Genomic DNA, 24,965 nt, shown 5'->3' on the forward strand with positions numbered 1-24,965 from the left:
AACTGCAACTGCAACTGCAACTGCAGGGCACGGCGTGCCGGGGCGTCCCGATATGTCTTGCCGGCCGGCCCGCGCGCGCCTCGGGGCAGGCTTTCCGTGCTCTTTCCTTGCGCCTTCTCTGCCCCTTCCGGCGTCGTTCCCGCGCACCGTCCCCGACCCTCCCGCTTCACCCTTGCGCCCAACCGTGATACTGTATAAATATACAGTAATCGGAAATCTCGCCTTGTCCCTCGGGGTAAGGCCGCAAGCGTCACATGACACCCCATCTTCAGACCGACTCGCCCGGCTTGCCGGGCGTTTCTTCCTTGGCGCCGGCACCCGCGGGGGGCCGCCAGGAGGCGCTGGATGCGCTCGAGCGGCGCTATCCCGGCCTGTGGCGCGCGGGGCAGCTCGGCCGGGCGGGGCAGGCGGGTAGCGTGCCGGCGGTGGAGACTGGACATGCCGCGCTGTCGGCTGAGTTGCCGGGCGGCGGCTGGCCGCTGGGGGCGCTGACGGAGCTGCTGCTGGCCGAGCCCGGCGTGGGCGAGCTGCGCCTGCTGCGGCCGGCCCTGGTGGCGCTGGCGGCGGGGCAGCGCCGCCTGGCGCTGGTGGGGCCGCCGCACCTGCCCAATGCAACGTGCCTGGCCAGCTGGGGTTTGCCGGCCCGGCAGGTGTTCTGGATGCGCGCGCCGGCCGGCGCGGGCAAGGCCGCGGCGCAGGCCGATGTGTTGTGGGCGGCGGAGCAGGTGCTGCGCAGCCAGGCCTTCGGCGCGGTGGTGGTATGGCTGCCCGCGGCGCGTCCCGAGGCGCTGCGCCGCCTGCAGGTGCTGGCGCAGGCCGGCGACGCGGCGGTATGGGCGTGCCGGCCGGCCGGCGTGCTGCACGAGTCGTCGCCGGCGGTGCTGCGGCTGCTGCTGGCGCCGGCGCCGGGCAATGCGATGTCGATCACCTTTCACAAGCGGCGCGGGCCGGTGCGCGAGCAGCCGCTGGTGCTGCCGCTCGACGAGATGATGGCGGTGCCGGGCCGTCCGTGCGCGCCGCGGACCTTGCCTGCGGAGGTTGCGCCATCGCCGGTTTCCCAGGCTATTGCGGGAGAGCAAGCCCATGTCGTACTGGATCGCGGTGCATCTGCCGCGCCTGTCGCTGGACGCGCTGCAGCCGAACTGGCCTGAGCCTGCCGCGGCCGCTGCCGTTCCCGGCCTGCTGCATCACAGCGTGCCGGTGGCGGTGGTGGAGCGCGAGCGCGTGGTGCTGGCCAACGGGCCGGCGGCGGCGCTGGGCGTGCAGGCCGGCATGCGGCGCGGCGGGGTGCAGGCCTTGTCGGCGCAGGTGGTGCAGCTCGAGCGCGAGCCGGCGGCGGAGGCGCAGCTGATGACGGCGCTGGCGCTGGCGCTGTTGCATTTCTCGCCGCATGTGGCCTTGCACCCGGACCCCGACGCGGCCACGGTGATGATCGATGCCGGCGCCAGCGTGCGGCTGTTCGGCGGGCATCGCACGCTGTGCCGCGCCGTGTATGCGCGGGTGCGCCGGCTGGGGGCGTTCCTGCAGCTTGGCTGCGCGCCGAGCGCCTTCGGCGCGGCGTGGCTGGCGGCGCAGCCGTTCAGGCGCGACCGGCGCGGCGCCATGGTGCGCCCGGCGCGGCGCGCGCTGCAGCCGGCGCGCATGGCACGGCTGCTGGACCGGCTGCCGGTGGGGATGCTGCATGGCGTGGCCGACGAGGGCTGGCTGGACGGCATCGGCTGCCGCACCGTGGGCGAGGTGCGCCGCCTGCCGCGCGCCGGCCTGCGGCGCCGCCTCGGCGCGGACTTGCTGGTACGGCTGGACCAGGCCTACGGCGAGGTGCCGGTGCGCTTTGCCTGGTTCGGCGCGCCGCCCGCCTTCGCGCAGCGCATGGAGCTGCCGGGCCGCACCGAATCCGTCCAGGGCGTGATGGCGGGCGCGCAGCGCCTGCTGCTGGCGCTGGGCGGCTGGCTGGCGGTGCAACAGGCCGGCGTGACGCGCGTGGTGCTGCGGCTCGAGCATGAGCGTTACCGCCTGGGCTGCGAGACCCCGGCCACGCCGGTGACGGTGAGCCTGGCCGAGCCCAGCCGCGATCCGGCGCATTTGTCCCGGCTGCTGCAGGAGCGGCTGGACAGGGTGCAGTTCACCGTGCCGGCGGTGGGACTGATGCTGGTGGTGGAGGCCATGCAGGCGTACCTGCCGCAGAGCGAGTCGCTGTTTCCCGAGCCGGGCGGCACGCCGGCCGAGCTGGGCCGCCTGCTCGATACGCTGATGGCGCGCCTGGGCCGCGAGAACGTACTGCAGCCGCAGCCGCTGGCGGACCACCGGCCCGAGCGCGCCAGCCGCTGGTGCCCCGTGGACGAGATGCCCGCGCGCGCGCAGGGGGCGGGCACGCAGGCCTGGCCCGAGCGCCCGCCCTGGCTGCTGGCGCAGCCGCTGCCACTGACCGTGCAGCGCCACCGGCCTTGCCACGGCGGGCCGCTGGCGCTGCTGTCGCGGCCCGAGCGCATCGAGTCCGGCTGGTGGGACGACGCGCTGGCCACGCGCGATTACTTCGTCGCCGAGCGCGCCGACGGCCTGCGCTGCTGGGTCTATCGCCAGCGCCCGGGGCGGGAGGAGGGCGGCGAGTACCGCTGGTTCCTCCACGGGTTGTTCTGAAACCGGAACGGCCCCCAGGCCCCCGCATTTCCTATTTCGCGTTCCCTATTTGCATTCCCTGTTCGCATTCCAGTTTCGCATCGTTGCTTCCCGTCCGCCTCCATCATGTCCAGCCAGCCTGCCGCTCCTTCGTTTTCCGCCTTGCCGGCCGCGCTCTCGGCGCTGCTGCCGGCCTTGCCCGACTATGTGGAGCTGCACTGCATCTCGAACTTCACCTTCCTCGAAGGGGCCTCGCACCCGGTGGAGCTGATCGAGCGCGCGTTCGCGCTGGGCTATGGCGGCCTGGCGCTGACCGACGAATGCTCGGTGGCCGGCACGGCGCGCGCGCACCAGGCGCTCAAGGATCTGCGCGAGCGCACCAGCGACGCGCTCGCGCGCAGCGCGGCGCGGCTGGCCGCCGGCCTGGATGCGGGCGAGGACGAGGAAGGCGAAGATGACCTGGAGGCCCTGGCCGCGGAAGAAGCGCAGGAGGGCGAAAGCAGCGAGCCAGGCGCGCAGGGCGCCTGGCTGGATGCCGCGGTCGCCGCGGGCCCCGGCGAGGCCGCCGAAGCGCGCCTGCTCCGCCATGAAAAGCTATCCGCCGTGGCCGCCGCCGCGCAGGAGTTCCGCCTGCTGATCGGCAGCCGCTTCACGCTCACCGGCCACGATGGCGAGCCGGCGCTGCGGCTGGTGCTGCTGGCGCAGGACCGCGAAGGCTTCGGCAATCTCTGCGAGTTCATCACGCTGGGCCGCCGGCGCGCGGGGAAGGGCGCCTATTGCCTGCACCCGGAAGACATCGCCGCGCCGCAGGCGGAGCAGGCCCACCTGCGCGGCATGCCCGATTGCGTGGCGCTGCTGCTGCCCGCGTATTGCCCCGAGCCGCAGGCGCTGCTGCGGCAGGCGCAGTGGATGCGGCAGGTCTTCGGCGCGCGCGCCTGGATCGCGCTCGAGCAATTGCAGGGCCATGCCGATGCCCTGCACCGGCTGCGGCTGGAGGATGCCGCCGCGCAGGCCGGCGTGCCGCTGGCGGCGGCGGGCGCGGTGACCATGCATGTGCGCTCGCGCAAGCCGCTGTCGGACGTGCTGAGCGCGATCCGCACCGGGCAGACGCTGGCCGGATGCGGCATGGCGCTGGCGCCCAATGCCGAGCAGCACCTGCGCATGCGCCAGCGGCTGTCGCGGCTGTACCCGCGCGATGCGCTGGCGCAGACGCTGCGCATCGCCGGCCTGTGCGATTTCTCGCTGGATACGCTGCGCTACGAATATCCGGAAGAACTGGTGCCCGCTGCCCTGACGCCGTTTGGCTACCTGTACAGCGAGACCATGAAAGGCGTGAAGCTGCGCTTTCCCGGCGGACTCGAACCCAGGTGGGAAACGCAGTTGACGCAAGAGTTCGCCCTGATCCGCGAGAAGCAGTACGAGTCGTTCTTCCTCACCGTGCACGACATCGTGCGTTTCGCGCGCGGCGAAGGCATCCTGTGCCAGGGGCGCGGCTCGGCGGCCAATTCGCTGGTCTGCTATTGCCTGTTCATCACCGAGGTCCATCCGGCCGACGCCAATATGCTGTTCGGCCGCTTCCTCTCGCGCGAGCGTGACGAGCCGCCCGATATCGATGTCGACTTCGAGCACCAGCGGCGCGAAGAAGTCATCCAGTACATCTACGAGAAATACAGCCGGGACCGCGCCGCGCTGGCGGCATCGCTGATCACCTACCGCTCGCGCAGCGCGCTGCGCGACGTGGGCCGCGCGCTGGGCATCGATGCCAGCGTGGTCGAGCAGGTGGTCAAGGGCCAGGCGTGGTGGGACGGCGGCAGGGGATTTCTCGAGCGCATCGCCCAGTACGGGCTGGATCCCGAGTCCCTGGCGGTGCGGCAGTGGGCCAGCCTGACCACGCAGCTGCGCGGTTTTCCGCGCCACCTGTCGCAGCACGTGGGCGGCTTCGTGATCGCGCGGCACAAGCTGTCGCGGCTGGTGCCGATCGAGAACGCGGCCATGGCGGACCGCAGCGTGATCCAGTGGGACAAGGACGATCTCGAGTCGCTCGGCCTGCTCAAGATGGACGTGCTGGCGCTGGGCATGCTGTCGGCGATCCGGCGCGCGCTGGAGATGATCGGCGGTTTCCCCGGCGCGCCTCGCAGCATGGCGGACATTCCTCGCGATGATGGGAAGACCTACGACATGATCTGCGCGGCCGACACCATCGGCGTGTTCCAGGTGGAGTCGCGCGCGCAGCAGTCGATGCTGCCGCGCCTGCAGCCGCGCACCTTCTATGACCTGGTGGTGGAAGTGGCCATCGTGCGGCCCGGCCCGATCCAGGGCGGCATGGTGCATCCCTACCTGAAGCGGCGCGAGCTGGTGCGGCGCACCGGCCAGCCGCCGGTGTACCACGACAAAGTCATCGAGAACGTGCTGGGCCGCACCCTGGGCGTGCCGATCTTCCAGGAGCAGGTGATGCAGCTGGCCATCGACGCGGCCGGCTTCTCGCCCGGCGAGGCCGACCAGCTGCGCCGCTCGATGGCGGCGTGGCGGCGCAAGGGCGACCTGCGCAAGCACCAGGACAAGCTGGTCAGGGCGCTGACCGCCAACGGGTATCCCGAAGCCTTCGCGCTGGCCATCTGCAAGCAGATCGAAGGCTTCGGCGAGTACGGCTTCCCGGAAAGCCATGCCGCCAGCTTTGCCAAGCTGGTGTATATCAGCGCGTGGATCAAGTGCCATCATCCGGCCGCCTTCCTGTGCGCGCTGCTCAACAGCCAGCCGATGGGCTTCTACTCGCCCTCGCAACTGGTGCAGGACGCGCGCCGCCACGATGTGCGCACGCACCCGGTGGACGTGACGGTGAGCGGCTGGGAGAGCACGCTCGAGCATGAGGCGGCAACCCACGCGCAGCCGGCGGTGCGGCTCGGCCTCGGCCGCGTGAGCGGCATGCGCGAGGCGGCCGCGCGGCGCATCGAAACCGCGCGCGCCGCGCGGCCCTTCGCCAGCGTGGAAGACCTGGTGCTGCGCGCCCGCCTGGACCGCCACGACATCGACGTGCTGGCCGCCGCCGATGCGCTCCGCGGCCTGGCCGGGCATCGCCGCCAGGCCCGCTGGCAGGCCCGCGCCGCCGCGCTGCAGGCAGCCCACCGCGACCTGCTCTACGAAGCACCGCCGCCCGAGAGCGAACTGGTCCTGCCCGCGCCGCGGCTGGGCGAAGACGTGGCCGCCGATTACGCCAGCCTGGGTTTGTCACTGAAGTCGCATCCGCTCGCGCTGCTGCGGCCGCGCCTGGACGCCATGAAATACGCCACCGCGCAGCAGCTCGCGCAGTACGGCAACGGCCGGCGCGTGCGCGCCTGCGGCATCGTCACCGTGCGCCAGCGGCCATCCACCGCCAGCGGCACCATCTTTGCGTCGATCGAGGACGAGACCGGCTCGGTCAATGTGATCCTGTGGCCAGACCTGGTCGAGCGTCAGCGCAAGGAGGTGCTGGGCGCGACCATGCTGGGCGTGATCGGGGTCTGGCAGCGCCAGGGCGAGGTCAGGCACCTGGTGGCGACGGAGCTGGTGGATCTGAGTCCGATGCTGGGGCGGCTGATGGTGAGCAGCCGGGACTTTCATTGAGGGGGAGGGTGCGGCTGCCCGGGCATCCGCGGGCCGGGCGGCAAGCCCGGTGCAGGCGGGCCTCAGGCCGCCCCTACCCGCTCCGAAGCGCCCCCCACCCTGTCGCGCCACCCCACCGCCTTCAGCACCGCAAAACCATGCACCGTCACGCGCGGACAGCGATGGCCGGAAGTACATTCCTCGAGCGATACCAGTCCGTGCTCGACCAGCGTCTCAAGGTCCACGGGGTCAAGTTGCAGGCAGTCCTGCGCATCGCGGACCAATAGCAAGGTGGCAAATTCGTGGGGGCTCAACATCGGTGACTCCAGGTTAGGGATGCCTGCTTTCGCAGGACCGCGGTGCGCGGTGACTGACGGAAAGACAGCGCTGCCGCGGATTGGTTCATGCGTTTCGCGCCGCGTGGCCGGCGCGGCGCGCCGGATTTCGTGTCCCCTCCCTTTCTACGAGCGGATTGCGTCCTGCGTGCGTCCGTTTTGTGTCCGCATTATTTCGTTCTCCTGTTTTCCGATTCCGTCGCAGCGCATCGTGCCTGCCGCCGGCCAGCGCGTCCGCGCCGCCTGTCTCGTCCTTCGCATGTCTGTTTCGCGCCCGTTTTGCGGGCATCCTGCACCGTCATCGTGCTGTTTCGGCCCCACCCTTGTGCGCGCGAAAATAAGCCATAAAAGGGCCCTTCAGTACATTGCGGAGCGGCCGATACAAGGCGCATGCATGTGTCATTCCTGGGGACCTCCGTGGCGTCTTTTCTCTCTCCCGCAGTGCGCCTGATGGCGCGCCTGAACATCACCCGCAAGCTTGCCTTGCTTGCCATCCTGTTTCTGATCCCGCTGTGCGGCACGCTCTATGCGGTGCTGGGCATGTCCGTACAGTCCATTCGCGCCGCGCAGGACGAACTGCGCGGCCTCGCCATCGTCGACCGCGCGCTCGATTTCATGCGCGAGACGCAGGTCAGGCGCGGCGCGGCCAACGCCGTGCTGGCCGGCAACGCCGCATTTCGCGCCACCTTCGACGATGCCGATGCCAAGGCTGCGGCACACCTGGCGGCGCTCAGGCAGCAGGCCGGCGCGGGCGGCAGGTTCGATGTGACGCCCGATGCGGAAAAGCTCGTTCAGGCGTGGCAGGCCATGCATGAATCGGGCCTGAACGGGACCGCGGGCCCCTTGTTCGCGCAGCACAGCGCGCTGGTCAAGCAGATCCGCCTGTTTATCGGCGACGTGGCCGACCGCTCGTCGCTCGCGCTCGATCCCGACAGCGGCTCGTACTACCTGGTCAACCTGATGGTCGGGCCCATGCCCAAGCTGGCGGAGCTGAGCGCGCTGGCGCGCGGCCGGGGGGCTGCCATCATCAGCCAGGGCGGTTACTCCGATGCGGCGCAGCAAGCAGAACTGGCCGCGCTGGGCGAGCAGATCCAGGACGGCCTGGAATCCGTGCGGCGCGACATGGGCCGCGTCATGCGCGGCGCCCCGGCATATCGCCAGCGCGTGGAAGCGTCGCAGGCGCAACTGGCCGCCGTGGACGCGTTCTACCGCACGCTCAAGGACAAGATGCTGGGTGCCAGCGGCATCGCGATCGATGCCAAGGCCTACTTCGACGAGGCCAGCGCCGCCATCAACGCCGTGTCGGCGGTCAACAAGGAATTCTCGGTGATCGGGCACGCCATGCTGGAGGAGCGCATCGCCGCCGATACGCGGGAGCTAGCAGCGCTGGGCGGGGTGGCGCTGCTGGCGGTGGGCGCGGCGTTCTACCTGTTCGCGGGCTTCAGCAGCGGCATGCGCGCGGATGTGCGCGAGGTGGGCGCGATGGTGGAGCGCATCAACGCGGGCGACCTGGCGCTGCGCATGGCTGTGCATGGCCGCGATGAGCTGAGCGAGGTGAAGCGGCACCTGCTCTCGCTGGTGCAAAACTGGCGCGCGCTGATCGGCGATACCAAGGCCGGTGCGCAGAACGTGCTGGCCGCCGCCGGTGAAATCGCCCAGGGCAACCTGGACCTGTCCCGGCGCACCGAGGCGCAGGCGTCCTCGCTGGAGCAGACCGCCGCCAGCATGGAGCAGCTCACGGCCGCCGTGCAGCAGAACGCCAGCAGCGCGGACCAGGCCAGCGCGCTGGCCGGCGAGGCCCGCGATATCGCCGTGACGGGCGGCGCCTCGGTGGGGCGGGTGCTGCAGACCATGGGCGAGATCGAGGCCGATTCGAGGCGCATCGTCGAGATCATCGCGGTGATCGACGCGATTGCCTTCCAGACCAATATCCTCGCGCTCAATGCCGCGGTGGAGGCGGCGCGCGCGGGCGAATACGGCCGCGGCTTCGCCGTGGTGGCCACCGAAGTGCGCGGCCTGGCCCAGCGCGCGGGCAGCTCGGCAAAGGAGATCCGCGCGCTGATCTCGCAATCCGTGCAGCGCGTGCAATCGGGTTCCGCGCTGGCCGGCGATGCCACCGCGACCATGGCCAGCATCGTGGACGCGGTCAGGCGCGTCACCACCATGATGGACGAGATCAGCAGCGCCTCGCGCGAGCAGAGCAACGGCATTGCCCAGGTCAACCAGGCCGTCACGCAGATGGACCAGGTCACGCAGCAGAACGCCGCGCTGGTGGAGCAGGCCGCGGCGGCGGCCGATGCGCTCAAGGAGCAGGCACACCGCATGGAGCAGGCGGTCGGGGTGTTCCGGCTGGAGCAGGCGCTGGCCGCGTAGCGCGCCCGGGCATGGCAAGCCAGGCGCAGGCGCCCGGCCGTCGACTCAGCGCCGGTTGGCGAGCCAGATGCCGCCGACGATGGCCGCCAGGCCGGCCGCATGGAACCAGCGCGGCCAGTCGCCCAGCAGCGCGCTCGACATCAGCGCGGCAAACACCGGTGTGAGCGTGAAGAAGAACACCGGCAATTGCGCGCCGGCGCGCGCGATGGCGCGGTCCCAGGCAAAGTAGCCGAGCAGCGACGGCACCGTGGCCACGTACAGCAGGATGGCGACCACCTTGCCGTCCAGCTGCAGCGGCGCGTGCGCGGCCATCATCTCCCACGCTGCGAACGGCGCGCTGGCCAGCACGCCCGCCACGATCTGCGCGAACAGCAGCACGGCCAGCGGCAGGTCGGGGCGCCGCTTGCGCAGCAGCCAGGTATAGGCGCTCCACATGATGGTGGCCGCCAGCATGAACAGGTCCCCCGGCACGAAATCGAGCTGCGCCAGCCGCGCGGGATCTCCGCGCAGCAGCACCACGCCCACGCCGGCCAGGCAGAGCAGGGCGCCCGCCACATGCCAGCCGCGCACGCGCTCGTGGAAGAACAGCGCGCCGATGATCAGCAGGAAGATCGGCGCGGAAGCCCCGATCAGGGTGACGTTGATCGGCGACGACGTGGTCAGCGCCAGGTACTGCAAGGCGTTGTAGACCGACACCGACAGCATGCCCATGGCGGCGATCACCCCGGCGTGCTGCCTCAGGGTCGCGGCGTGCTCGCGCAAGCCCCGCCACACGGCGGGCGCCAGCAGCAGCCCGGCCAGCGCCCAGCGGGCAAAGTTCAGCGTGATGGGCGGGATGGCGCCGGCGGCGTAGTGGCCGACGATGGCGTTGCCGGCCCAGCTCAACGGCGGAAATGTCAGCAGGCCAAGCGTGGTCCAGTCGAGGCCGGCCTTGCCGGCGGCGGTAGCGCGCATCAGAGGGTTATGGTCCTGTCGGTGTTGCTGTTTTTCTTGGTTCCGCGTCTGGCGGGCATTATGCCGCAGCGTCGAATGCAATCGTCCCGGAACCCGCGGTCGGAAACGTGCAATCGGGACCATGCCGGTGCGCGAGCGCCTCGCGCGGCTTGCGAGCGATGTCCGGCATGCCCGGCGAGGTCCGGATACGAACTGTTACACGTGGATGCGGGCAGGCTGTCAACACGGCAAAGCGGCGGGCCGTTTTTACAGGCAACGCGCAAGCTGCGCGCCTCACCTGGAGATCGCAATGAAAAAAGTCCTCGCCATCCTGACCCTTGGACTCTTCGCAGCGGGCGCTTACGCCCAGACCCCCGCTCCGGCCGCCGAACCAAGCAAGGAGCCGGCCAAGGTCGAAAAGAGCGCGCACAAGAGCAACAAGACTCACGCCACCAAACATAGCAAGACCGCTTCGCCGGCCAAGCCCGCCGCGCAATAATGCGGTGTTCCGGAATGCGCTCCGCCCGGGGCGCATTCCTTTCCCTGCCTGCTGACCCATGCACCTGATCTGGACCATTCTCATCGGCTTCATTGCCGGCCTCGTGGCGCGCGCCATCACGCCTGGCAGTGGCCCCAGCGGCTTCATCCTCACCGCTGCGCTCGGCATCGCCGGCGCGCTGGCCGCGACCCTTCTCGGCCAGTTCCTGCACTGGTATCGACCGGGCCAGTCGGCCGGTTTCATCGGCGCCGTGGTCGGCGCGGTGATCCTGTTGCTTGGCTATCACCTGGTCGCCGGCAAGCGCTGAGGCCGTGGCGCGGGCGCCTGCATTCCGCCGCGGCGCCGGGCGCGCGAAGCGCCTCGACATGGTGCGTGATGCGCGCCGCGGCGCGCCCCGGCATTTGCGCCGGCCTATGCCGGCACGCGGCGCCGATGCGTCGCGCGGGGCCTGCGATCGCGTGCCATCAACGGCCAATGGCGAATGGCGCCTCGCGGTCACATCACCGTGGCAAGAATTGCCAGAAGCGCGATGACAGGATTAAGTAAATTCAATTTGCCTGGCGCCAAGGCGCCGCCTAGTATGGGGAAAAACTAAAAACCGGCGGGTCGTTGGGGAGGCGCAGATGCAGCAGTCTCGAACGCCCGTGGCCTTCCGGCCGCCGCCCGCGCGGTATCGAACCGCGCCGCCTGGCAGGATCCAGCACTGTCGCTGGCCGCACCGTCGGCATGCGGGGGCGACTACCGGCCCGCGCCAGGACGTGAGGCCGCGTGCCTCGCGCAGCGTCGGCGTGCGGTCTTCTGCCGCCACGCCATCGGCGGGCGATTCCGATACCCCCTCATCATCCCGAAGCCGGCGCTCTGCCGATACCAGTCACGACTTGCCGCGTTCTTGCCGGGCCGCCGCAGGCCCGGCCGCGCGCTTTGCCCGGTTGCCCTGAGTCCGGACCGGTAACCCATCTTCGCGGGCCATGGGATGCGTGTCGTTCTCTACCAGGAAGACCCCCGGCAGGCCGCGCAGTTGCTGCGCGCACACGGCCTGCCCGACCATCTTGACGTGTCGGGCGCGGGCGAGGGCATGCTGGTGGTCGTCGCGCGCGCCCGCGGCGACCGCGTGGCGGCCGCCGCGCAGCAATGGCTGCGCGGCTTTCCGCTGCCCGATGCCTTTATCGCCGGCTGCACGGCGAGCACGCGCTGCGATTGCCAGGCGCAGGGGTGGTGGCCCGCGGCGGTCTGCGACCTGGTTGCGGCCGAGGACGACGATGCATTGCTGACCGAACTCGCGTTGCGCCTGGCGCGCCTCGCGGAGATGGAGACCATCCTGTCCTCGGACTGGCTGCAAAAGCGCGCCGTGGGCAAGTCGCCGGTGTGGCGCGGCACGCTGCGCGCGGTGGCGGAGGTGGGGCGCTTCGGGCGCGGCGCCTGCCTGCTGCTGGGCCATAGCGGCTGCGGCAAGGAGTTGCTGGCGCGCCTGATCCATGACCTGGATCCCGTGCGCCGCCGGGGACCGTTCATGGTGGTCGACTGCACCACGCTCAGCCCGGAGCTGTCGGGCAGCGAACTGTTCGGCCATGCGAAGGGCGCCTTCACGCATGCGGTGGCCGCGCGCGACGGCGCGGTGGCGCTGGCCGACGGCGGCACGCTCTTCCTCGACGAGATCGGCGAGCTCGAGCCGTCGTTGCAGGCGCGGCTCCTGCGGGTGATCCAGGAGCATATGTACAAGCGGGTGGGCGAGGACAACTGGCGCCGTTCGGATTTCCGCCTCACCTGCGCGACCAATCGCGATCTCGAGGCCGAGGTGCTGGCCGGCCGTTTTCGCGGCGATCTCTACTTCCGCATCACGCAATGGACCGTGCGCGCGCCGGGCCTGGCCGAGCGGCGCGAGGACATTCCTTTGCTGGTCCGGCATTTCCTGGCCGAAGCGGATGCCGGGGTGCCGGAGGTGATGCCCGAGGTCATGCACCAGCTGATGCGGCGCGAGTACCAGGGCAATGTGCGCGAGTTGCGCAATGTGGTGCTGCGCATGGCCGACCGTCAGCACGGCTTCGGCGTGCTGAGCACCGGCTCGCTCGACCGCCAGGCGACGGACGGTGGCGCGCCCGACGCGCCGGACGACTGGACGCAGACGCTTGCCCGGGCCGTGGAAGGCGCGCTCGACGCCGGGCTCGGGCTCAAGAGCATCGGCCAGATCGCCGAGGCCATCGCGGTGCAGGTGGCCGAGCGCCGCGCGGGCTCCACGGGGCGCGCGGCGGAGATGCTGCGCGTCACTCCGCGCGCATTGCAGTTGCGGCGGCAACTGCGGCCGGTGGAGGGCGGCCAATGAGCCGGGCGGCCGGCAACGGCGCGCGGCGCAGCAGCCGCAGCGCGTTGCCGCCGGCCATGCGCGCGAAGGCCGCGGCCGACGGCCGCAGCGCACGGATCTTGGCGAGTTCCAGGCCGGGGTGCAGCCAGGGCCCGTCCGAGCCGAACAACAGCTTGCCGGGCCCCGCGCGTGCGAGCGCCTCCTCCAGCAGGTCGAAGCGGCGCACGCCCGCCGTGTCGGCGAACAGGTTCGGGTAGCGCGCGATCAGGTCGATCACCTGGCGTTGCGCGGCCCAGTCGTCGGCGAAGCTGCCCAGGTGCGCGAACACGAAGGGCACATCCGGATGCGTCTGCGCCAGCAGGCTCAGCGCGCCGGTCTCGCCGCCGGGGTCGTAGAGCACGGGAAGCCGCCAGCGCCGCGCCGCGTCGCAGACCTGCCGGTGGATGCGCGCATCGTGGCGATGGACCTTGATGCCGCGCAGGCCCAGGCGCAGCACCGCCTCCTCGATCATGCGGTGGACCCGTTCGCGGTCGCGCTCGGCGTGCACCATGGCAAAACCGGTCCAGCGGCGCGGGTCGGCGCGCACGAGCGCGGCCACGTCGCGGTTGCCCTGCGCGTAGTCCGACTGGAACACGGGCAGCAATACCGAGTGCGCGATGCCGGCCTCGCTTGCGCGGCGGGCATAGGCGGCCAGCGGGGCGGTGGTGTCCCACGGCCCGGTCATGCCATCGCCCTGGCCGGCGTGGACGTGGAAGTCGATGATCATGGCGCCAGCTCGAACGCGGAGTCCGCCGGATGGGACATGTGATTGCCCGGCGGCGCGAGCGCCGACATGGCCACCGGCAGCACGCAGCGGATATCGACGCCGCCGGCGCCGACCGAGACCGAGCCCGTGCGCTGCGTATTGACCAGCATGGAGCGCCTGCCGGTGGTCCTGGGCGCCCAGTAGGAGAGCAGGCGGGTCAGCGCATGTTCGACGGCGTCCAGGTCCGCCGGCGGGACCTCGGCGGCCCACACGGCAAGGCCTGTGTCGCGATGCAGCCGTTCGTGCAGGCGATGGTCCAGCATGCGACCGCGCAGGTCGCGGGACTTGCCGACATAGACCGGCACGCCGTTGCGCTCCAGGAGATAGACACCGCTGCGCGGCAATGCCTGCTGGGCGCTGACCGCCGCGTTGATCAGGCTTGGCCACCGGCGCCACGCCAGCGTGCGGTTGACCGAGCGCTTGGGCATTTTGTACTCGGCCTCATCCGCGTAGCCCTTCGGCAGATAGCGCTCGGACAGATGCCCCGACAGATCCGCCGACAGATCCGCCGGCAGACGCGCGGACAGTCGCGCCGGCAGATCTTCCGGGAGATCTCCCGACAGCGCTGGCACAAGGCTCAGGCCAACCAGCGACAGCACGCCTTGCTGCAGCCGCGCGAGCAGGCAGGCGCGGCAGCACGCCCCGGCGCTTTCGAAGCGCGCCGTGCCGAGCCGCGGCTGCGTGCTGACGCGGCGCGCGCGCGCCACGATCTGCCGCAGGTCGTTGACGAGCATCTGCGGCGGCGTGCCGGCGGGGTAGCGGCGCGTGTCGGCAAGCAGCCGCAGCAGCCTGCGCATGCGCCATGGCGCGAGATCCAGCATCTCCCCATCTGCGGTCTTAAACATGCTGTTGCTCCTCAAGGCAAGGTGCGTGGGGCACGGCGCGGCAGGGCGGCAGTTGCCGGACCAGCGTGGCCATCGTGGCCAGCAGCGCGTCGATCTCGTCAATCCCGTGGCTGGCGCGCACGATCACGGCCAGTACGTAGCGGCCCTCGGGCCGGCGCAGCAAGGCGGTGCGGAATCCGCCCGCGCGCAGCTCGGCGTGGAGCGCGAGCGTGCGCTCCGGTGCGCCGAGCCAGATCTGCTGCATCGGATGCGTGGGCAGCGTGGCCTGCAGGTCCGGCAAGGCCGCCCGCGCGAGCCAGTGCAGCCCGGCGCGCAGGTGGTGCACGCGCTGCAGCAGGCGCAGCCGCAGCGCGTCGCCCTCGCGCCGGTTGGTGGCCAGCGCATCGAGCCCGGCCAGCAGCGCCGCCTCGCTCGCGGCGCTGCAGTGCGACTGGGTCGGGCCGTCGCGCGCGATCTCCGCGATCAGCGCGGCGGGGCCGCACAGGCTGGCCAGCGGCGCACCGAAGGCCTTGGCCCATGACGCCAGCAGCAGCACGGGCTGCGCCGCGCCGAGCCCTGCGTAGCGCAGGATGCCGCCGCCGCCGTGTCCCCACGGATGGCGCGCAGAAGGCTGCCGGCCCAGCAGGCCGAGCACCTGGCTGTGATCGACCACCAGCACGCCGCCGCACGCGGCCACCGGTGCGAGATACCGGGCGAGCGGCACCACCGCGCCCTCGCGGCGCGTGGCATCGGTGATGACCGCCGGCGCGCGCGCAGGGTGGCGCTGGCGCATGCGGCGCAAGCGGGCAAGCATGCCGGCCAGGTCGGCATGCGCGAACCACGACACCGGCGTGCCGAGGCCGGCCACGCGCTCCAGGCCCCAGCGCATGACCGGGTAGAGCGCGTCGTCGGCGATCAGCACATGGGTGCGGGCCAGCCGGTCGAACACGTCGATCGCCAGGTGCAGCGTGGATGGCGCCACCAGGCCCGCCTCGCTGCCCTGCAGCGCCGCGGCCTGCAGCGCCAGCCGCCCGGCTTGCGGCGACGCGCCCAGCGCGGCCGGCATGCCGGTGGTCAGCGCCGCAAAGCCGCCGATCCGCGAGGCGGGGTGCGCCAGGCCCAGGTAGAGCGCGGAAGCAAAGTCGACCATGGCGCCGCATCCTGTCGCTCAGGCCACCTTGATGCCCTTTTGCTCGCGCAGGCGGCGCAGCAGGTGCATGCCCGGCACCTGCACGTCGACCGGCTCTGCGCCGACGTCGATGCCGGTCACCGCGCGATAGGAGTGGATGTAGGTCTGGATCTCGGGCCGGAAGAATGCCGCCCAGTTCGCCGCGTTGGACGGGTCGTTGACCGAGTTCCAGTCGCTCCAGCGGATCGACGACACGATCTGCTCGCCGGTGGTGGCCAGCTGCCAGAACTGGTAGGTATTGGTGTCGCCCCAGCCCTGCAGCTTGCGCATGCTCTCCACCGAATGCATCCACGGCTCCGGGTACGCGATCATCGAGCGGCGCGGCAGGAACTCGCGGAACTCGGTGCGCGCCAGCATCCACTGCTGCATCATCATCTCCACGCGCGCCGTGGTGGGCAGGTCGCGGAACTGGTTGTGCGCGCCTTCGGACAGGATCAGGTGGACCTCGCGCAAGGCATTGAGCAGCGGGAAGCCGTCGGGCACCACCGTGGTGTCGTCGGCCTGGCGGAAGAACGGCACGCACAGGTTGAGCAGCGTATGGAAGGCGGCGAGGAACTTGCTGCGCGTGTCGGCCGGCTGCATCTGCGGCACGGCCTTGCCGATCAGGCGGAAGCCGTACTCGTGCATGTACTCGGCCGCGCGGCGCTCGATCGGCAGGCGGTGCTGCTCGTCCTGGACCCAGCCCCAGATCATGTTGTTGAGCGGGCGCAGCGGATCGAGCTCGAGCTGGGCCAGCGGGTCGTGCTGGCCGACCGAGATGTTCTGGAAGCGCCGCGAGATCGCGTTCATGGTCTGCACCAGTTGCAGCTCCTCCATCCAGTAGCTCCAGATCAGCTCGATCAGCGGGGGCTGGGCCAGCTTGGCGGAGATATTGCGGTTCCAGTGGCGCAGCCACAGGCAATTGTTGCCGCACGCGCCGTTGGGGTCGGGCACGTCGTCGCCTACCTTGCCGGCCTCGTCCTCGAGCATGCCCTGGATCACGCCGGCCGCGTCGGTGCCCTGCATGGCGATCGCCACCCGTTGCAGGTAGGGCAGCGATGGCGGCACGCTGGCGTCGCCGAAATACTTGGCGACCAGGCCCTCCACCGCGAGCTGGTTGAGGCGCAGGCCGAGCCGGTCGTTGGCCAGCGCGATGGCGGCCGAGTCCGCGCTCAGCAGCTCGCTCAGGAGGGCCGCGTCGAGCGGCTTGGGCACGACCGCGCCCCATGTCACGATAAACGCTTCGGTGGCGACCTTGAGGGCGCGGTAGGCGTCGGTATCGGTAAACGGCAGGAAGCGGCGGCGGCTGAGCTGGGCGGCCGCGGCATACATCGGCGCGGCGGTGCCGGCCATGCCGTCGGTGAAATCGCCCGGGAAGAACAGGCGGTCCATCTGGTTGATGTAGTTGTCCCAGCTCAGCATGTCGGCATTGAGCTTGATCAGCAGCCACAGCGCGACGTCGCCGGTCAGCGTCCGGGTGGTCCGCTGCAGGGTGACCGGGGTGGGGTGGCCGTAGCTGTCGCGCGCGAGCGGGCCGGAACGCTCGGTGATGAGGTCGGGCAGGGGGTGGAAGCCGGTGACCTGGCCCCCCGTGCCCGTGCCTGTGCCCGTGCCAGGGTTCGCCGGGACCCCCGGGTTGGCATTGGGATCGGCGCGGGACGGAAATACGATCTTGCCGCTGATCTGCGCTTCCTTCTGGAGCATGAGACAGCTGACGATCTCCAGGATCATGACGTCCCGCGAGTCATCCGGCAGTGCCAGCAACTGGGTGAATATCTTGCGTACTTCGGAGACCGCCTTCTTCATGGCTTTCTCATCGCCGACCCGGCCCGAGATTTCCTTCGGCTGGATCGTCAGGATGGCCTCAGGCGCCTCCCGCGAGGCAAATTGCAGCCCTTCCTTGGGGATGTCCGCATACTTGTCTCCGCTCTTGATCCTCGCCGCGCATTGCACCGCATGCATCCATCCGCCCTCCTCGATAAGCGAGGCCGGATTGCGCGCCACGAAGAACTGGCCGTCTTCCACGTACCCGCCGCCCAGGTCCAGCGGAGCGCTGAAAGTCATCTTCTCGATCGTCGTCATCATCCTTCTCCATCAGACTTCACAGACTGCACAGACTTCAGGCGTACATGCCAAAGGGCGCCGCCGCGCCGGCCTGTGGCCGGACCGGCTGCCGCTGGTTCAACACCACACTCAACTGTGGACTCCCCGCGCGCCACGGCAGATAGCCCGCGAGCGCCCAGCGCTGCAGCAGCTCCGAGATCACGAACAGTTCCTGCCTGGCCGGCAGCAGTCCGCTGTAGCGCGCCTGCCCGAGCACGGCGAAGGCCAGCGTGGGGGTGTCCGCGAGGAACTGCTGGGGCCGTGCCTTCACCGTGTGCCAGAGCCGCAGCAGGGTGTGCGGGTGGCGGTCGGGCAGGCGCAGTGCCGCGCCGAGCGTGCGCCCGGCGAGCAGCGGCGGGCGCAGCGACAGCAGCATGGCAAGGAAGGCCGGGATGGCGCGGTCGAGTTCGTCGAACGCGCTGCGCTGGCTCGCGCTCATCTGCCAGCGGGGATACAGCCGTTCCCACAGCTGCGCCAGCGCTGCCCACTGCGGATGCGGATAGAGCGCGTTGCCCATCGCGATGGACAGCTTGACGCGGATCCACGGCGCCGGATGCGGATCGTCCAGGTTGATGCGCAGCACGAACGCGCGCGGCAGGCTCACCACGCTCATCAGCCCGCAGGTGGCGGCGATGCCTACGCGCGACACGGCCCACAGGTCGGCCATGATCTCGCTGATCCAGCGCTCCCACACACGCCAGACGGAGTGCGCCTGCGCATGGCCGAAACGTGCCGCGGAAGCGCGCCGGTAGCCGTTCACCAGGTCGAGCAGCGCAGCCGCCTGGTGGCCTACCTCGTGGAACAGCGACGCCGCCACGCCGGTCCCGACCATGCGCTCGCGCGGCATGCGGATGACCGCCACCGGGTTCGCGCCGCCGCCGGGCAGGCGCGTGCGCGCGCGCCGGATCGCGCCGCCGTGGCCACGCTCGACGTAGCAGATCACGGGCGGCAGCGCCATCGGCACGCCGGGCTGGCGCAAGCCGTCCTGCGCGGCAACGTCGAGCCCCGAGAGCCATACCCCGGTGCCATGCTGGCTGCGCTGGGTGAGCACCTCGGCGAAGATCTCGAAGTGCGTCAGCGCGGCGTGGAAGTACAGCTTCAGCATGGCATAGCGCTGCTGCGCCTGTGCCACGTCGCGCGGCGTGGCGCGGGCGTGCCGCAGGTAAGCGAGAAAACGTGCGATGCGCACGCGCAACTGCTTGCGCGCGGCCTGCATGTGCCGCTCGATGGCGCCCATCGCCTCGTCGCTGACGTTGGCCGCGGGCACCATCGGCATCTGCAGGGCGTAGGGCAGTTGCGCGTCCAGGCGTGCGCGGATGCCGAGCACTTCCTGTTCGAGCAGCCGCAGGGCTTGGACGCAGGCGTTCATCGCAATGCTCCCGGGCTCAGTACGGTTGCCGGCGCGGCGCGAGGTAGAGGATGATGGCGTGGCCGTTGCGCGAGCGCCGCCACGTGCCGCCCTGCGCCACATGGACGTGGGCCGGCCCCGCGCCGCAGGTCGGGCATGCGGGGCCGGGGGTGGGGTAGCCGCCAGGCATGGGCCGCATGGGCGGCGCCGGCGCATAGGCGGCGCCCGCGCCGGCGTAGTCGGGTTGCCCGCCGGCGAAGGCCGGTTGCCCGCCCATGAAGGCCGGCTGCATCGCGCGTGGTGCGGCGGCAGGGGCGCCGAAGATCGGCATGGGCAGTTGCCGCGCACCGGCGATGCCACCCTGGGAGATCGCGCGCATGGCCGGCAGCAGGCCGGGCGCCACCTGGCGTGCCCCGCGCAGGAAGGCGATGCGCGCCGCGCGGGCCGGCGGCACATTGCGCGGCATGCTGCTCAGATGGTGTGCCGCGTGCTGGCCGATGCGCACCAGCCGGCGCGCCACCTCGAACTCGCGGTCTTCATTGCTGAGGCCTTCGAGCTCGAGCCCGAGCGCGCTGCCGGCCATGCCGGCCAGCTTGCCGCCGATCAGTCCGCCGGCGCCGGGCAGCACGAGATTGCCCAGCGCGCTGCCGACGATGGGCAGCGCGGACTTTGCCGCCGAGCGCAGGATGCCGCCGAGCGCCTTGCCCGCCGACGACTTGGCGAAGTTGGTCGCGACGCGGCCCACCGACTTGATCAGCCCGCCGAGGAACTGCTCCATCTCCTGTTCGCTGTTGACCGCGAGCAGTTCCGCGGCAAGCTCCATCTCCTGCATCTCGCCGGAGACTTCGGTCTCGAACTCGTTCTCGAACTCGCTTTCGCCCTGCTCGAATTCAGTCTCGAACTCGTGGCCGAACGCGCCTTCCTGCTCATGGCCGAACTCGCCGGCCGTTTCCCCGGAAAGCTCGTGTTCGAACTCGTTGTAGCCGGTCCCCCAACCGCCCGGCCTGGCGCTCCCGATATCGTGCATTTGCAGCTCCTTTCAGCAGAGGTTGGCGAGCAGCGGCACTCGCGTGACAAGCTGTTCGCATCGAGCGTGCCACCTCGGCGCCAGGAGCCAAGTCTTTGAAAAGAAAGGGGTTTGCGATTCGCGGCCACGGGCGGGCTGCGAATGTGGCTTCGCCGGGACACCTGCGCAGGGACGCCGGCGCGAAGCGCGCTTCGCCACCTCGCGCGCGGGGCGGCGCGCCGGGTGCGTCTCAGGCGGGCGAGCCGAATGCCTCGCGGATCATCTCGCCGATCTCGCGGCGCCGCGCCACCGGCATGCGCGAGGCCGTGGAGACGATGCTGATCGCGGCCTCGCCGGCCAGCGGCAGCGCGAAGGCGTAGCCCACCCCCGCCACGCCGCCGGCGCCCGCCAGCGCATAGCCGAGCTTGCGGCTGCGCTCCACGCCGCGCTGCAGCTTGAGCAGGCTCAGGCCGCTGGATTCGTACTCGGCGCGGTGGCGCTCGTAGTGCGCGACGATTTCCTCGTCGGCCAGCTTGGCCAGCAGCGCCATGCTGGCGGTACCCTGGCCCAGCAGGCGGGTGCTGCCGGCGAGCAGGTGGAAGTGCTGCACGCGGTGGCTGCCTTCCTCGGCATGCATGCAGTAGCCGTGGTCGCCGATGCGCACGATCAGGAAGACGGTGTCGCCGGTGCGGCGCGCCAGCGCCTTCATGCGCGTGGCGCAGGCGCTGGCCAGCGGCGAGCGGTTCATGGTGCGCAGGCCCAGCGCCATGGCCGCCATGCCGAGGCGAAAGCGCTTGCCCTGTTCGTCCTGGCTGGCAAAGCCGGCGTGCAGCAGGTAGCGCAGCATGCGGTGGGCCGTGGTGCGGTCGATGCCGGTCTGCGCCACCAGCTGCGCCAGCGTGAGGCCGGTTTCATGCTGCTCGGCCAGCAGGCACAACAGGGTAAACGCGCGGTCCAGGCTCTGTACGCCGGGCATGGGCGCGGGCTGCGGAGCGGCCACGGGGGACGGCGCGGGGTGACGGGCGGCAGGGGTCGGCATCGGGGGCGTGTCTCAAAGACGGATTTGTGCACATTATGCACAAACGGAGGGATTGCGCTTGTCTCGCACCGGCGCCTGGTTTGCAATCGATACATTCCTAGTCCCTTGCCGAGCGCCATGCTTCCCATCGAGTCCCGGATCGATCCCGCCAGTCCCGCCTTCGCCAGCCAGCGCAGCGGCATGCAAGCCCTGATCGAGCGCCTGCGCACGCTGGAGCAGCGCGCCGCCGCCGCTTCCGAGCGCGCCCGCCCGTCCTTTGCCAGGCGCGGCGCGTTGCTGCCGCGCGAGCGGCTGGCCCGCCTGCTGGACCCGGCCAGCGCCTTCCTGCCGATCGCCAACCTGGCCGGCTACGGCATGGACGATCCCGATCCCGACACCTCCATCCCCGGCGGCTCGCTGGTGGCCGGCATCGGTTTCGTGTGCGGGGTGCGCGCCATGGTGGTGGCGACCGATTCCGGCATCGATGCCGGCGCCATGACCGAAGGCGGCAACCTCAAGCTGATGCGCTGCCAGGAGATCGCGCTGGAGAACCGCCTGCCGTTCATCCACCTGGTGGAATCGGCCGGCGCCAACCTGCGCAAGTACCGCGTCGACAAGTTCGTGCGCGGCGGCGGCATCTTCTACAACCTGGCGCGGCTGTCCGCCGCCGGCCTGCCTGTGATCACCGTGGTGCACGGCTCGTCCACCGCCGGCGGCGCCTACATGCCGGGCCTGTCCGACTACGTGGTGATGGTGCGCGGCCGTGCCCGCGCCTTCCTGGCCGGCCCGCCGCTGCTCAAGGCCGCCACCGGCGAGATCGCCACCGACGAGGAACTGGGCGGCGCCGACCTGCACGCCACCGTCAGCGGCCTGGCAGAGTACCTGGCCGAGGACGACGAGCACGCCATCGCGCTGGCACGCGACATCGTGTCCAGCCTGGACTGGCCCGCCGTGGCGCCCGCGCTGCCGCAGCCGGTGCAGCCGCCGCGCCTGGATGCGCGCGAGCTGGACGCGGTCATGACGCTGGACGTGAAGAAGCCGGTGGACATGCTGGAGATCATCGGCCGCATCACCGACGATTCCGCCTGGCTGGCGTTCAAGCCCGACTACGGCCTGTCCACGGTGTGCGGGCGCGGCCGCATCGACGGCCACGCGGTGGGCTTCATCAGCAACAACGGCCCGATCGACCCCGCCGGCGCGACCAAGGCGGCGCAGTTCATCCAGCTGTGCAACCAGAGCGGCACGCCCATCGTGTTCCTGCAGAACACCACCGGCTTTATCGTCGGCCGCGCCTCGGAAGAAGCGGGCATGATCAAGCACGGCGCCAAGATGATCCAGGCGCTGTCCAATTCCACCGTGCCGCAGGTCACCATCTACTGCGGCGCGTCGTTCGGCGCCGGCAACTTCGGCATGTGCGGCCGCGGCTTCCGCCCGCGCTTCTGCTTCTCGTGGCCCAATGCGCGCACCGCGGTGATGGGCGGCGAGCAGGCCGCCATGACGCTGGAGATCGTCGCCCGCCAGCAGGCCGAGCGCAAGGGCGTGGCGGTGGACGAGGCCAGGCTCGCCCAGCAGACCGGCGAGATCGTGGCGAACTTCGAGCGCCAGGCCAGCGCCTTCATCACCAGCGGGCTGCTGCTCGACGATGGCGTGATCGATCCGCGCGACACGCGCGCGGTGCTGGCCTTCGTGCTGGCCACGGCGCGCGAGGCGGCGGCGCGCGCGCCGCGTGCCATGCAGTTCGGCGTGGCGCGTTTCTGAGGGCCGGCGCGTACCCATGGTTTGCTCCCGACTGCCGATTGGGGGGCGGGCGTGACGACTGACAACCAGCGGGCACGCCGGACGGTTTGGCGCACCTGCGCAGATTGAATTGACCCCGGTGCGGACGCGTCAAGCGTTTGCGCCGGCAAAGAACAAGCAAGGAGACAAGGACATGCTCTACACCGAAGACCATCGCAACATCATGGACAGCATCCGCCGCTTCGTGGCGGCGGAGATCAACCCCTTCGTGGACGAATGGGAGGCCGCGGAGATCTTCCCAGCGCATGCCTTGTTCAAGAAGATGGGCGAACTCGGCTTTCTCGGCATCACCAAGCCGGTGGAGTACGGCGGCCTTGGCCTCGATTTCTCGTATGCGGTGGCGGCGGCCGAGGCCTTCGGCTACGTCAACGCGCAGGGCGTGGGCATGGCGGTGGGCGTGCAGACCGACATGGCCACGCCGGCCCTGACGGCATTCGGTTCGGACGCGCTCAAGCGCGAGTTCCTGGCGCCGGCCATCGCCGGCGAGATGGTGGCGGCGATCGGCGTGTCCGAGGCGGGCGCCGGCTCGGACGTGGCTTCGCTCAAGACGCGCGCGCGCCGCGATGGCGATGACTATGTCATCAGCGGCTCCAAGATGTGGATCACCAACGGCACGCAGGCCGACTGGATCTGCCTGCTGTGCAATACCTCCGACGGCCCGGTGCACAAGAACAAGTCGCTGATCGTGGTGCCGCTCAAGCAGGGCGGCAAGCGCACGCCGGGCGTGGAAGTGCAGAAGATCAAGAAGTTCGGCATGTGGTGCTCCGACACCGCGCAGATCTTCTTCGACGAAGTGCGCGTGCCGGTGCGCAACCGCATCGGCGAGGAAGGCATGGGCTTCATCTACCAGATGAAGCAGTTCCAGGAAGAACGCCTGAACGGCGCCGCGCGCCGCCTGGCCTGCACCGCGCTGATCGAGGAGACCGCCGACTACCTGCGCCAGCGCATCGCCTTCGGCAAGCCGCTGCTGGACAACCAGTTCATCCAGTTCAAGCTGGCCGAACTGAAGACCGAGATGGAAGCGCTGCGCGCCCTGGTCTACATGGCCACGCGCACCTATATCGACGGCGGCGACGTGGTCGAGCTGGCGTCCATGGCCAAGCTCAAGGCCGGCCGCCTGTCGCGCGAGGTGGCGGACTGGTGCATGCAGTTCCAGGGCGGCATGGGCTACACCTGGGACAACCATGCATCGCGCGCCTATCGCGACTTCCGCCTGGGCTCCATCGGCGGCGGCGCCGACGAGGTGATGCTCACCGTGATCGCCAAGCAGATGGGCATCATGTCCAAGGGCTGAGCGCCGCGCCGTTGCCTGCCGTGCCACCAATCCAGACGCTGACCGACCCTGCCATGAACCAAGCCATCCAGTCCGAAGCCGCCCAGTCCAGCCACGCCGCGCCAGCCGTGATCGTGCGCGAAGTCCAGGGCGTGCTGTTCGTCACCCTCAACGTGCCGTCCACGCGCAACGCCCTCGCGCCCGAGGTGGTGGCCGCGCTGGAGGCCGCGCTGGCGCGCGCCGAAGCCGATGCCCGATCCGGTATCGCGGTGCGCGCCCTGGTGCTGCGCGGCGCGGGCGGTTTCTTCTGCGCGGGCGGCAACGTGGGCAATTTCCGCGCGCGCCTCGATGCGGACCATGGCACCGATGATCCGGTGGCCAGCCGCAACCGCGAGTTTGGCTATTTCATGCAGCGCCTGGCCGCGCTGCCGGTGCCGGTGGTGGCGGCGGTGGAAGGCGCGGCCATGGGTGGCGGCATGGGCCTGGCCTGCGCCGCCGATATCGTGCTGGCCACGCGCGACGCGCGCTTTGCCTTGTCCGAGACATCGCTGGGCATCATTGCCGCGCAGATCGCGCCCTTCGTGGTGGCGCGGGTCGGCGCGGCGGCCACGCGGCGCCTTGGCTTGTCGGGCGAACGCGTGAGCGGCGACGCGGCGGTGGCGCTGGGCCTCGTCGACGGGCTTGCCGAAGACGGCGCGGGGCTCGACGCGCTGCTGGCCGAGTGGCTCACGCGCATCTGCCGCTGCGGCCCGCAGGCCAACCGCGCCTTCAAGCCGCTGGTGGCGCGCACCGCGCAACTGCCGCAGGGCGAGCTGCTCGACGAGGCCTCCAAGCTGTTCGCGCAATGCATGCGCAGCGAAGGCGCGGAGGGCATCCAGGCCTTCCGCGAGAAGCGCGACGCCGCCTGGGTGGTGCGCTTCGATGCCGCCGCCGTGCGCGCTGCCCAGGCCACGCAGGGCTGAGCGCGCCCGCCCATCCATCCATACCGA

19 protein-coding genes are annotated in these 24,965 nt (G+C 70.6%); 10 read left to right on the forward strand and 9 right to left on the reverse strand.

Features of this window, described 5'->3' with window-relative positions; translation table 11 throughout:
- Nucleotides 1–254 precede the first annotated feature (254 nt).
- The 3 genes from imuA to AC1DKV_RS00750 all read left to right on the forward strand — a co-directional run bounded on the left by imuA (nt 255) and on the right by AC1DKV_RS00750 (nt 6,216).
- Nucleotides 255–1,151, forward strand: coding sequence for a translesion DNA synthesis-associated protein ImuA (gene imuA / locus AC1DKV_RS00740; protein WP_441614213.1), 897 nt, complete (start codon nt 255–257; stop codon nt 1,149–1,151).
- Nucleotides 1,084–2,637: a Y-family DNA polymerase gene (locus tag AC1DKV_RS00745; protein ID WP_441614214.1), complete on the forward strand. Its 1,554-nt coding sequence runs from the start codon at nt 1,084–1,086 to the stop codon at nt 2,635–2,637. Before imuA ends, AC1DKV_RS00745 begins: the two co-directional genes overlap by 68 nt.
- A 105-nt stretch (nt 2,638–2,742) precedes the next feature.
- A complete protein-coding gene (locus AC1DKV_RS00750; RefSeq protein WP_441614215.1) occupies nt 2,743–6,216 on the forward strand; it encodes an error-prone DNA polymerase in 3,474 nt (1,157 codons plus the stop codon).
- Nucleotides 6,217–6,278: 62 nt separating this feature from the next.
- Here the strand turns inward: AC1DKV_RS00750 and AC1DKV_RS00755 are convergent, their stop codons facing one another.
- Nucleotides 6,279–6,512 carry a hypothetical protein gene (locus AC1DKV_RS00755; protein ID WP_441614216.1) on the reverse strand — a complete coding sequence of 78 codons (234 nt, stop codon included), beginning with the start codon at nt 6,510–6,512 and terminating at the stop codon, nt 6,279–6,281.
- A 408-nt stretch (nt 6,513–6,920) separates the two neighbouring features.
- Here AC1DKV_RS00755 and AC1DKV_RS00760 point away from each other — a divergent pair, with 408 nt between their 5' ends.
- Nucleotides 6,921–8,903, forward strand: a complete 1,983-nt coding sequence (locus AC1DKV_RS00760; protein WP_441614217.1) for a methyl-accepting chemotaxis protein — start codon at nt 6,921–6,923, stop codon at nt 8,901–8,903.
- A gap of 45 nt (nt 8,904–8,948) precedes the next feature.
- Here AC1DKV_RS00760 and AC1DKV_RS00765 read toward each other — a convergent pair whose 3' ends face one another.
- A complete protein-coding gene (locus AC1DKV_RS00765; RefSeq protein WP_441614218.1) occupies nt 8,949–9,857 on the reverse strand; it encodes a DMT family transporter in 909 nt (302 codons plus the stop codon).
- 289 nt (nt 9,858–10,146) lie between these two features.
- On the opposite strand from AC1DKV_RS00765, the gene AC1DKV_RS00770 reads away from it, so the two are divergent.
- The 3 genes from AC1DKV_RS00770 to AC1DKV_RS00780 all read left to right on the forward strand — a co-directional run bounded on the left by AC1DKV_RS00770 (nt 10,147) and on the right by AC1DKV_RS00780 (nt 12,655).
- On the forward strand, nt 10,147–10,335 hold the full coding sequence (locus AC1DKV_RS00770) for a hypothetical protein (RefSeq protein WP_441614219.1): 189 nt from the start codon (nt 10,147–10,149) through the stop codon (nt 10,333–10,335).
- A gap of 58 nt (nt 10,336–10,393) precedes the next feature.
- The gene (locus AC1DKV_RS00775; RefSeq protein WP_441614220.1) at nt 10,394–10,642 is read left to right on the forward strand and encodes a GlsB/YeaQ/YmgE family stress response membrane protein; all 249 of its coding nucleotides are present in this window, start codon (nt 10,394–10,396) and stop codon (nt 10,640–10,642) included.
- 666 nt (nt 10,643–11,308) lie between these two features.
- Entirely contained in the window at nt 11,309–12,655 is a 1,347-nt protein-coding gene (locus AC1DKV_RS00780) for a sigma 54-interacting transcriptional regulator (RefSeq protein ID WP_441614221.1), read from the forward strand.
- Here AC1DKV_RS00780 and AC1DKV_RS00785 read toward each other — a convergent pair.
- The 7 genes from AC1DKV_RS00785 to AC1DKV_RS00815 all read right to left on the reverse strand — a co-directional run bounded on the left by AC1DKV_RS00785 (nt 12,597) and on the right by AC1DKV_RS00815 (nt 20,864).
- Nucleotides 12,597–13,400: an amidohydrolase family protein gene (locus AC1DKV_RS00785; protein WP_441614222.1), complete on the reverse strand. Its 804-nt coding sequence runs from the start codon at nt 13,398–13,400 to the stop codon at nt 12,597–12,599. The genes AC1DKV_RS00780 and AC1DKV_RS00785 overlap by 59 nt on opposite strands.
- Nucleotides 13,397–14,284, reverse strand: a complete 888-nt coding sequence (locus tag AC1DKV_RS00790) for a GIY-YIG nuclease family protein (protein WP_441643229.1) — start codon at nt 14,282–14,284, stop codon at nt 13,397–13,399. The genes AC1DKV_RS00785 and AC1DKV_RS00790 overlap by 4 nt, the downstream gene beginning before the upstream one ends.
- The gene (locus AC1DKV_RS00795) at nt 14,277–15,413 is read right to left on the reverse strand and encodes an aminotransferase class I/II-fold pyridoxal phosphate-dependent enzyme (protein WP_441614224.1); all 1,137 of its coding nucleotides are present in this window, start codon (nt 15,411–15,413) and stop codon (nt 14,277–14,279) included. Before AC1DKV_RS00795 ends, AC1DKV_RS00790 begins: the two co-directional genes overlap by 8 nt.
- Before the next feature lie 18 nt (nt 15,414–15,431).
- Nucleotides 15,432–17,516 (reverse strand): 8-amino-7-oxononanoate synthase, encoded by a 2,085-nt coding sequence (locus AC1DKV_RS00800; RefSeq protein WP_441614225.1) that lies wholly within the window; start codon nt 17,514–17,516, stop codon nt 15,432–15,434.
- A gap of 34 nt (nt 17,517–17,550) precedes the next feature.
- Nucleotides 17,551–18,903: a hypothetical protein gene (locus AC1DKV_RS00805; RefSeq protein ID WP_441614226.1), complete on the reverse strand. Its 1,353-nt coding sequence runs from the start codon at nt 18,901–18,903 to the stop codon at nt 17,551–17,553.
- Nucleotides 18,904–18,919: 16 nt separating this feature from the next.
- Nucleotides 18,920–19,909 (reverse strand): hypothetical protein, encoded by a 990-nt coding sequence (locus AC1DKV_RS00810; RefSeq protein ID WP_441614227.1) that lies wholly within the window; start codon nt 19,907–19,909, stop codon nt 18,920–18,922.
- Between the two features lie 229 nt (nt 19,910–20,138).
- Entirely contained in the window at nt 20,139–20,864 is a 726-nt protein-coding gene (locus AC1DKV_RS00815; protein ID WP_441614228.1) for an IclR family transcriptional regulator, read from the reverse strand.
- 180 nt (nt 20,865–21,044) lie between these two features.
- Between AC1DKV_RS00815 and AC1DKV_RS00820 the strand changes: the two genes are divergently transcribed.
- The 3 genes from AC1DKV_RS00820 to AC1DKV_RS00830 all read left to right on the forward strand — a co-directional run bounded on the left by AC1DKV_RS00820 (nt 21,045) and on the right by AC1DKV_RS00830 (nt 24,938).
- Nucleotides 21,045–22,664, forward strand: a complete 1,620-nt coding sequence (locus tag AC1DKV_RS00820) for an acyl-CoA carboxylase subunit beta (protein ID WP_441614229.1) — start codon at nt 21,045–21,047, stop codon at nt 22,662–22,664.
- Nucleotides 22,665–22,836: 172 nt separating this feature from the next.
- Entirely contained in the window at nt 22,837–23,997 is a 1,161-nt protein-coding gene (locus AC1DKV_RS00825; RefSeq protein ID WP_441614230.1) for an acyl-CoA dehydrogenase family protein, read from the forward strand.
- 53 nt (nt 23,998–24,050) lie between these two features.
- Complete coding sequence (locus AC1DKV_RS00830) at nt 24,051–24,938, forward strand: enoyl-CoA hydratase/isomerase family protein (RefSeq protein WP_441614231.1); 888 nt, start codon at nt 24,051–24,053, stop codon at nt 24,936–24,938.
- Nucleotides 24,939–24,965 lie beyond the last annotated feature (27 nt).

This window comes from Cupriavidus sp. 05T41, assembly GCF_056396525.1.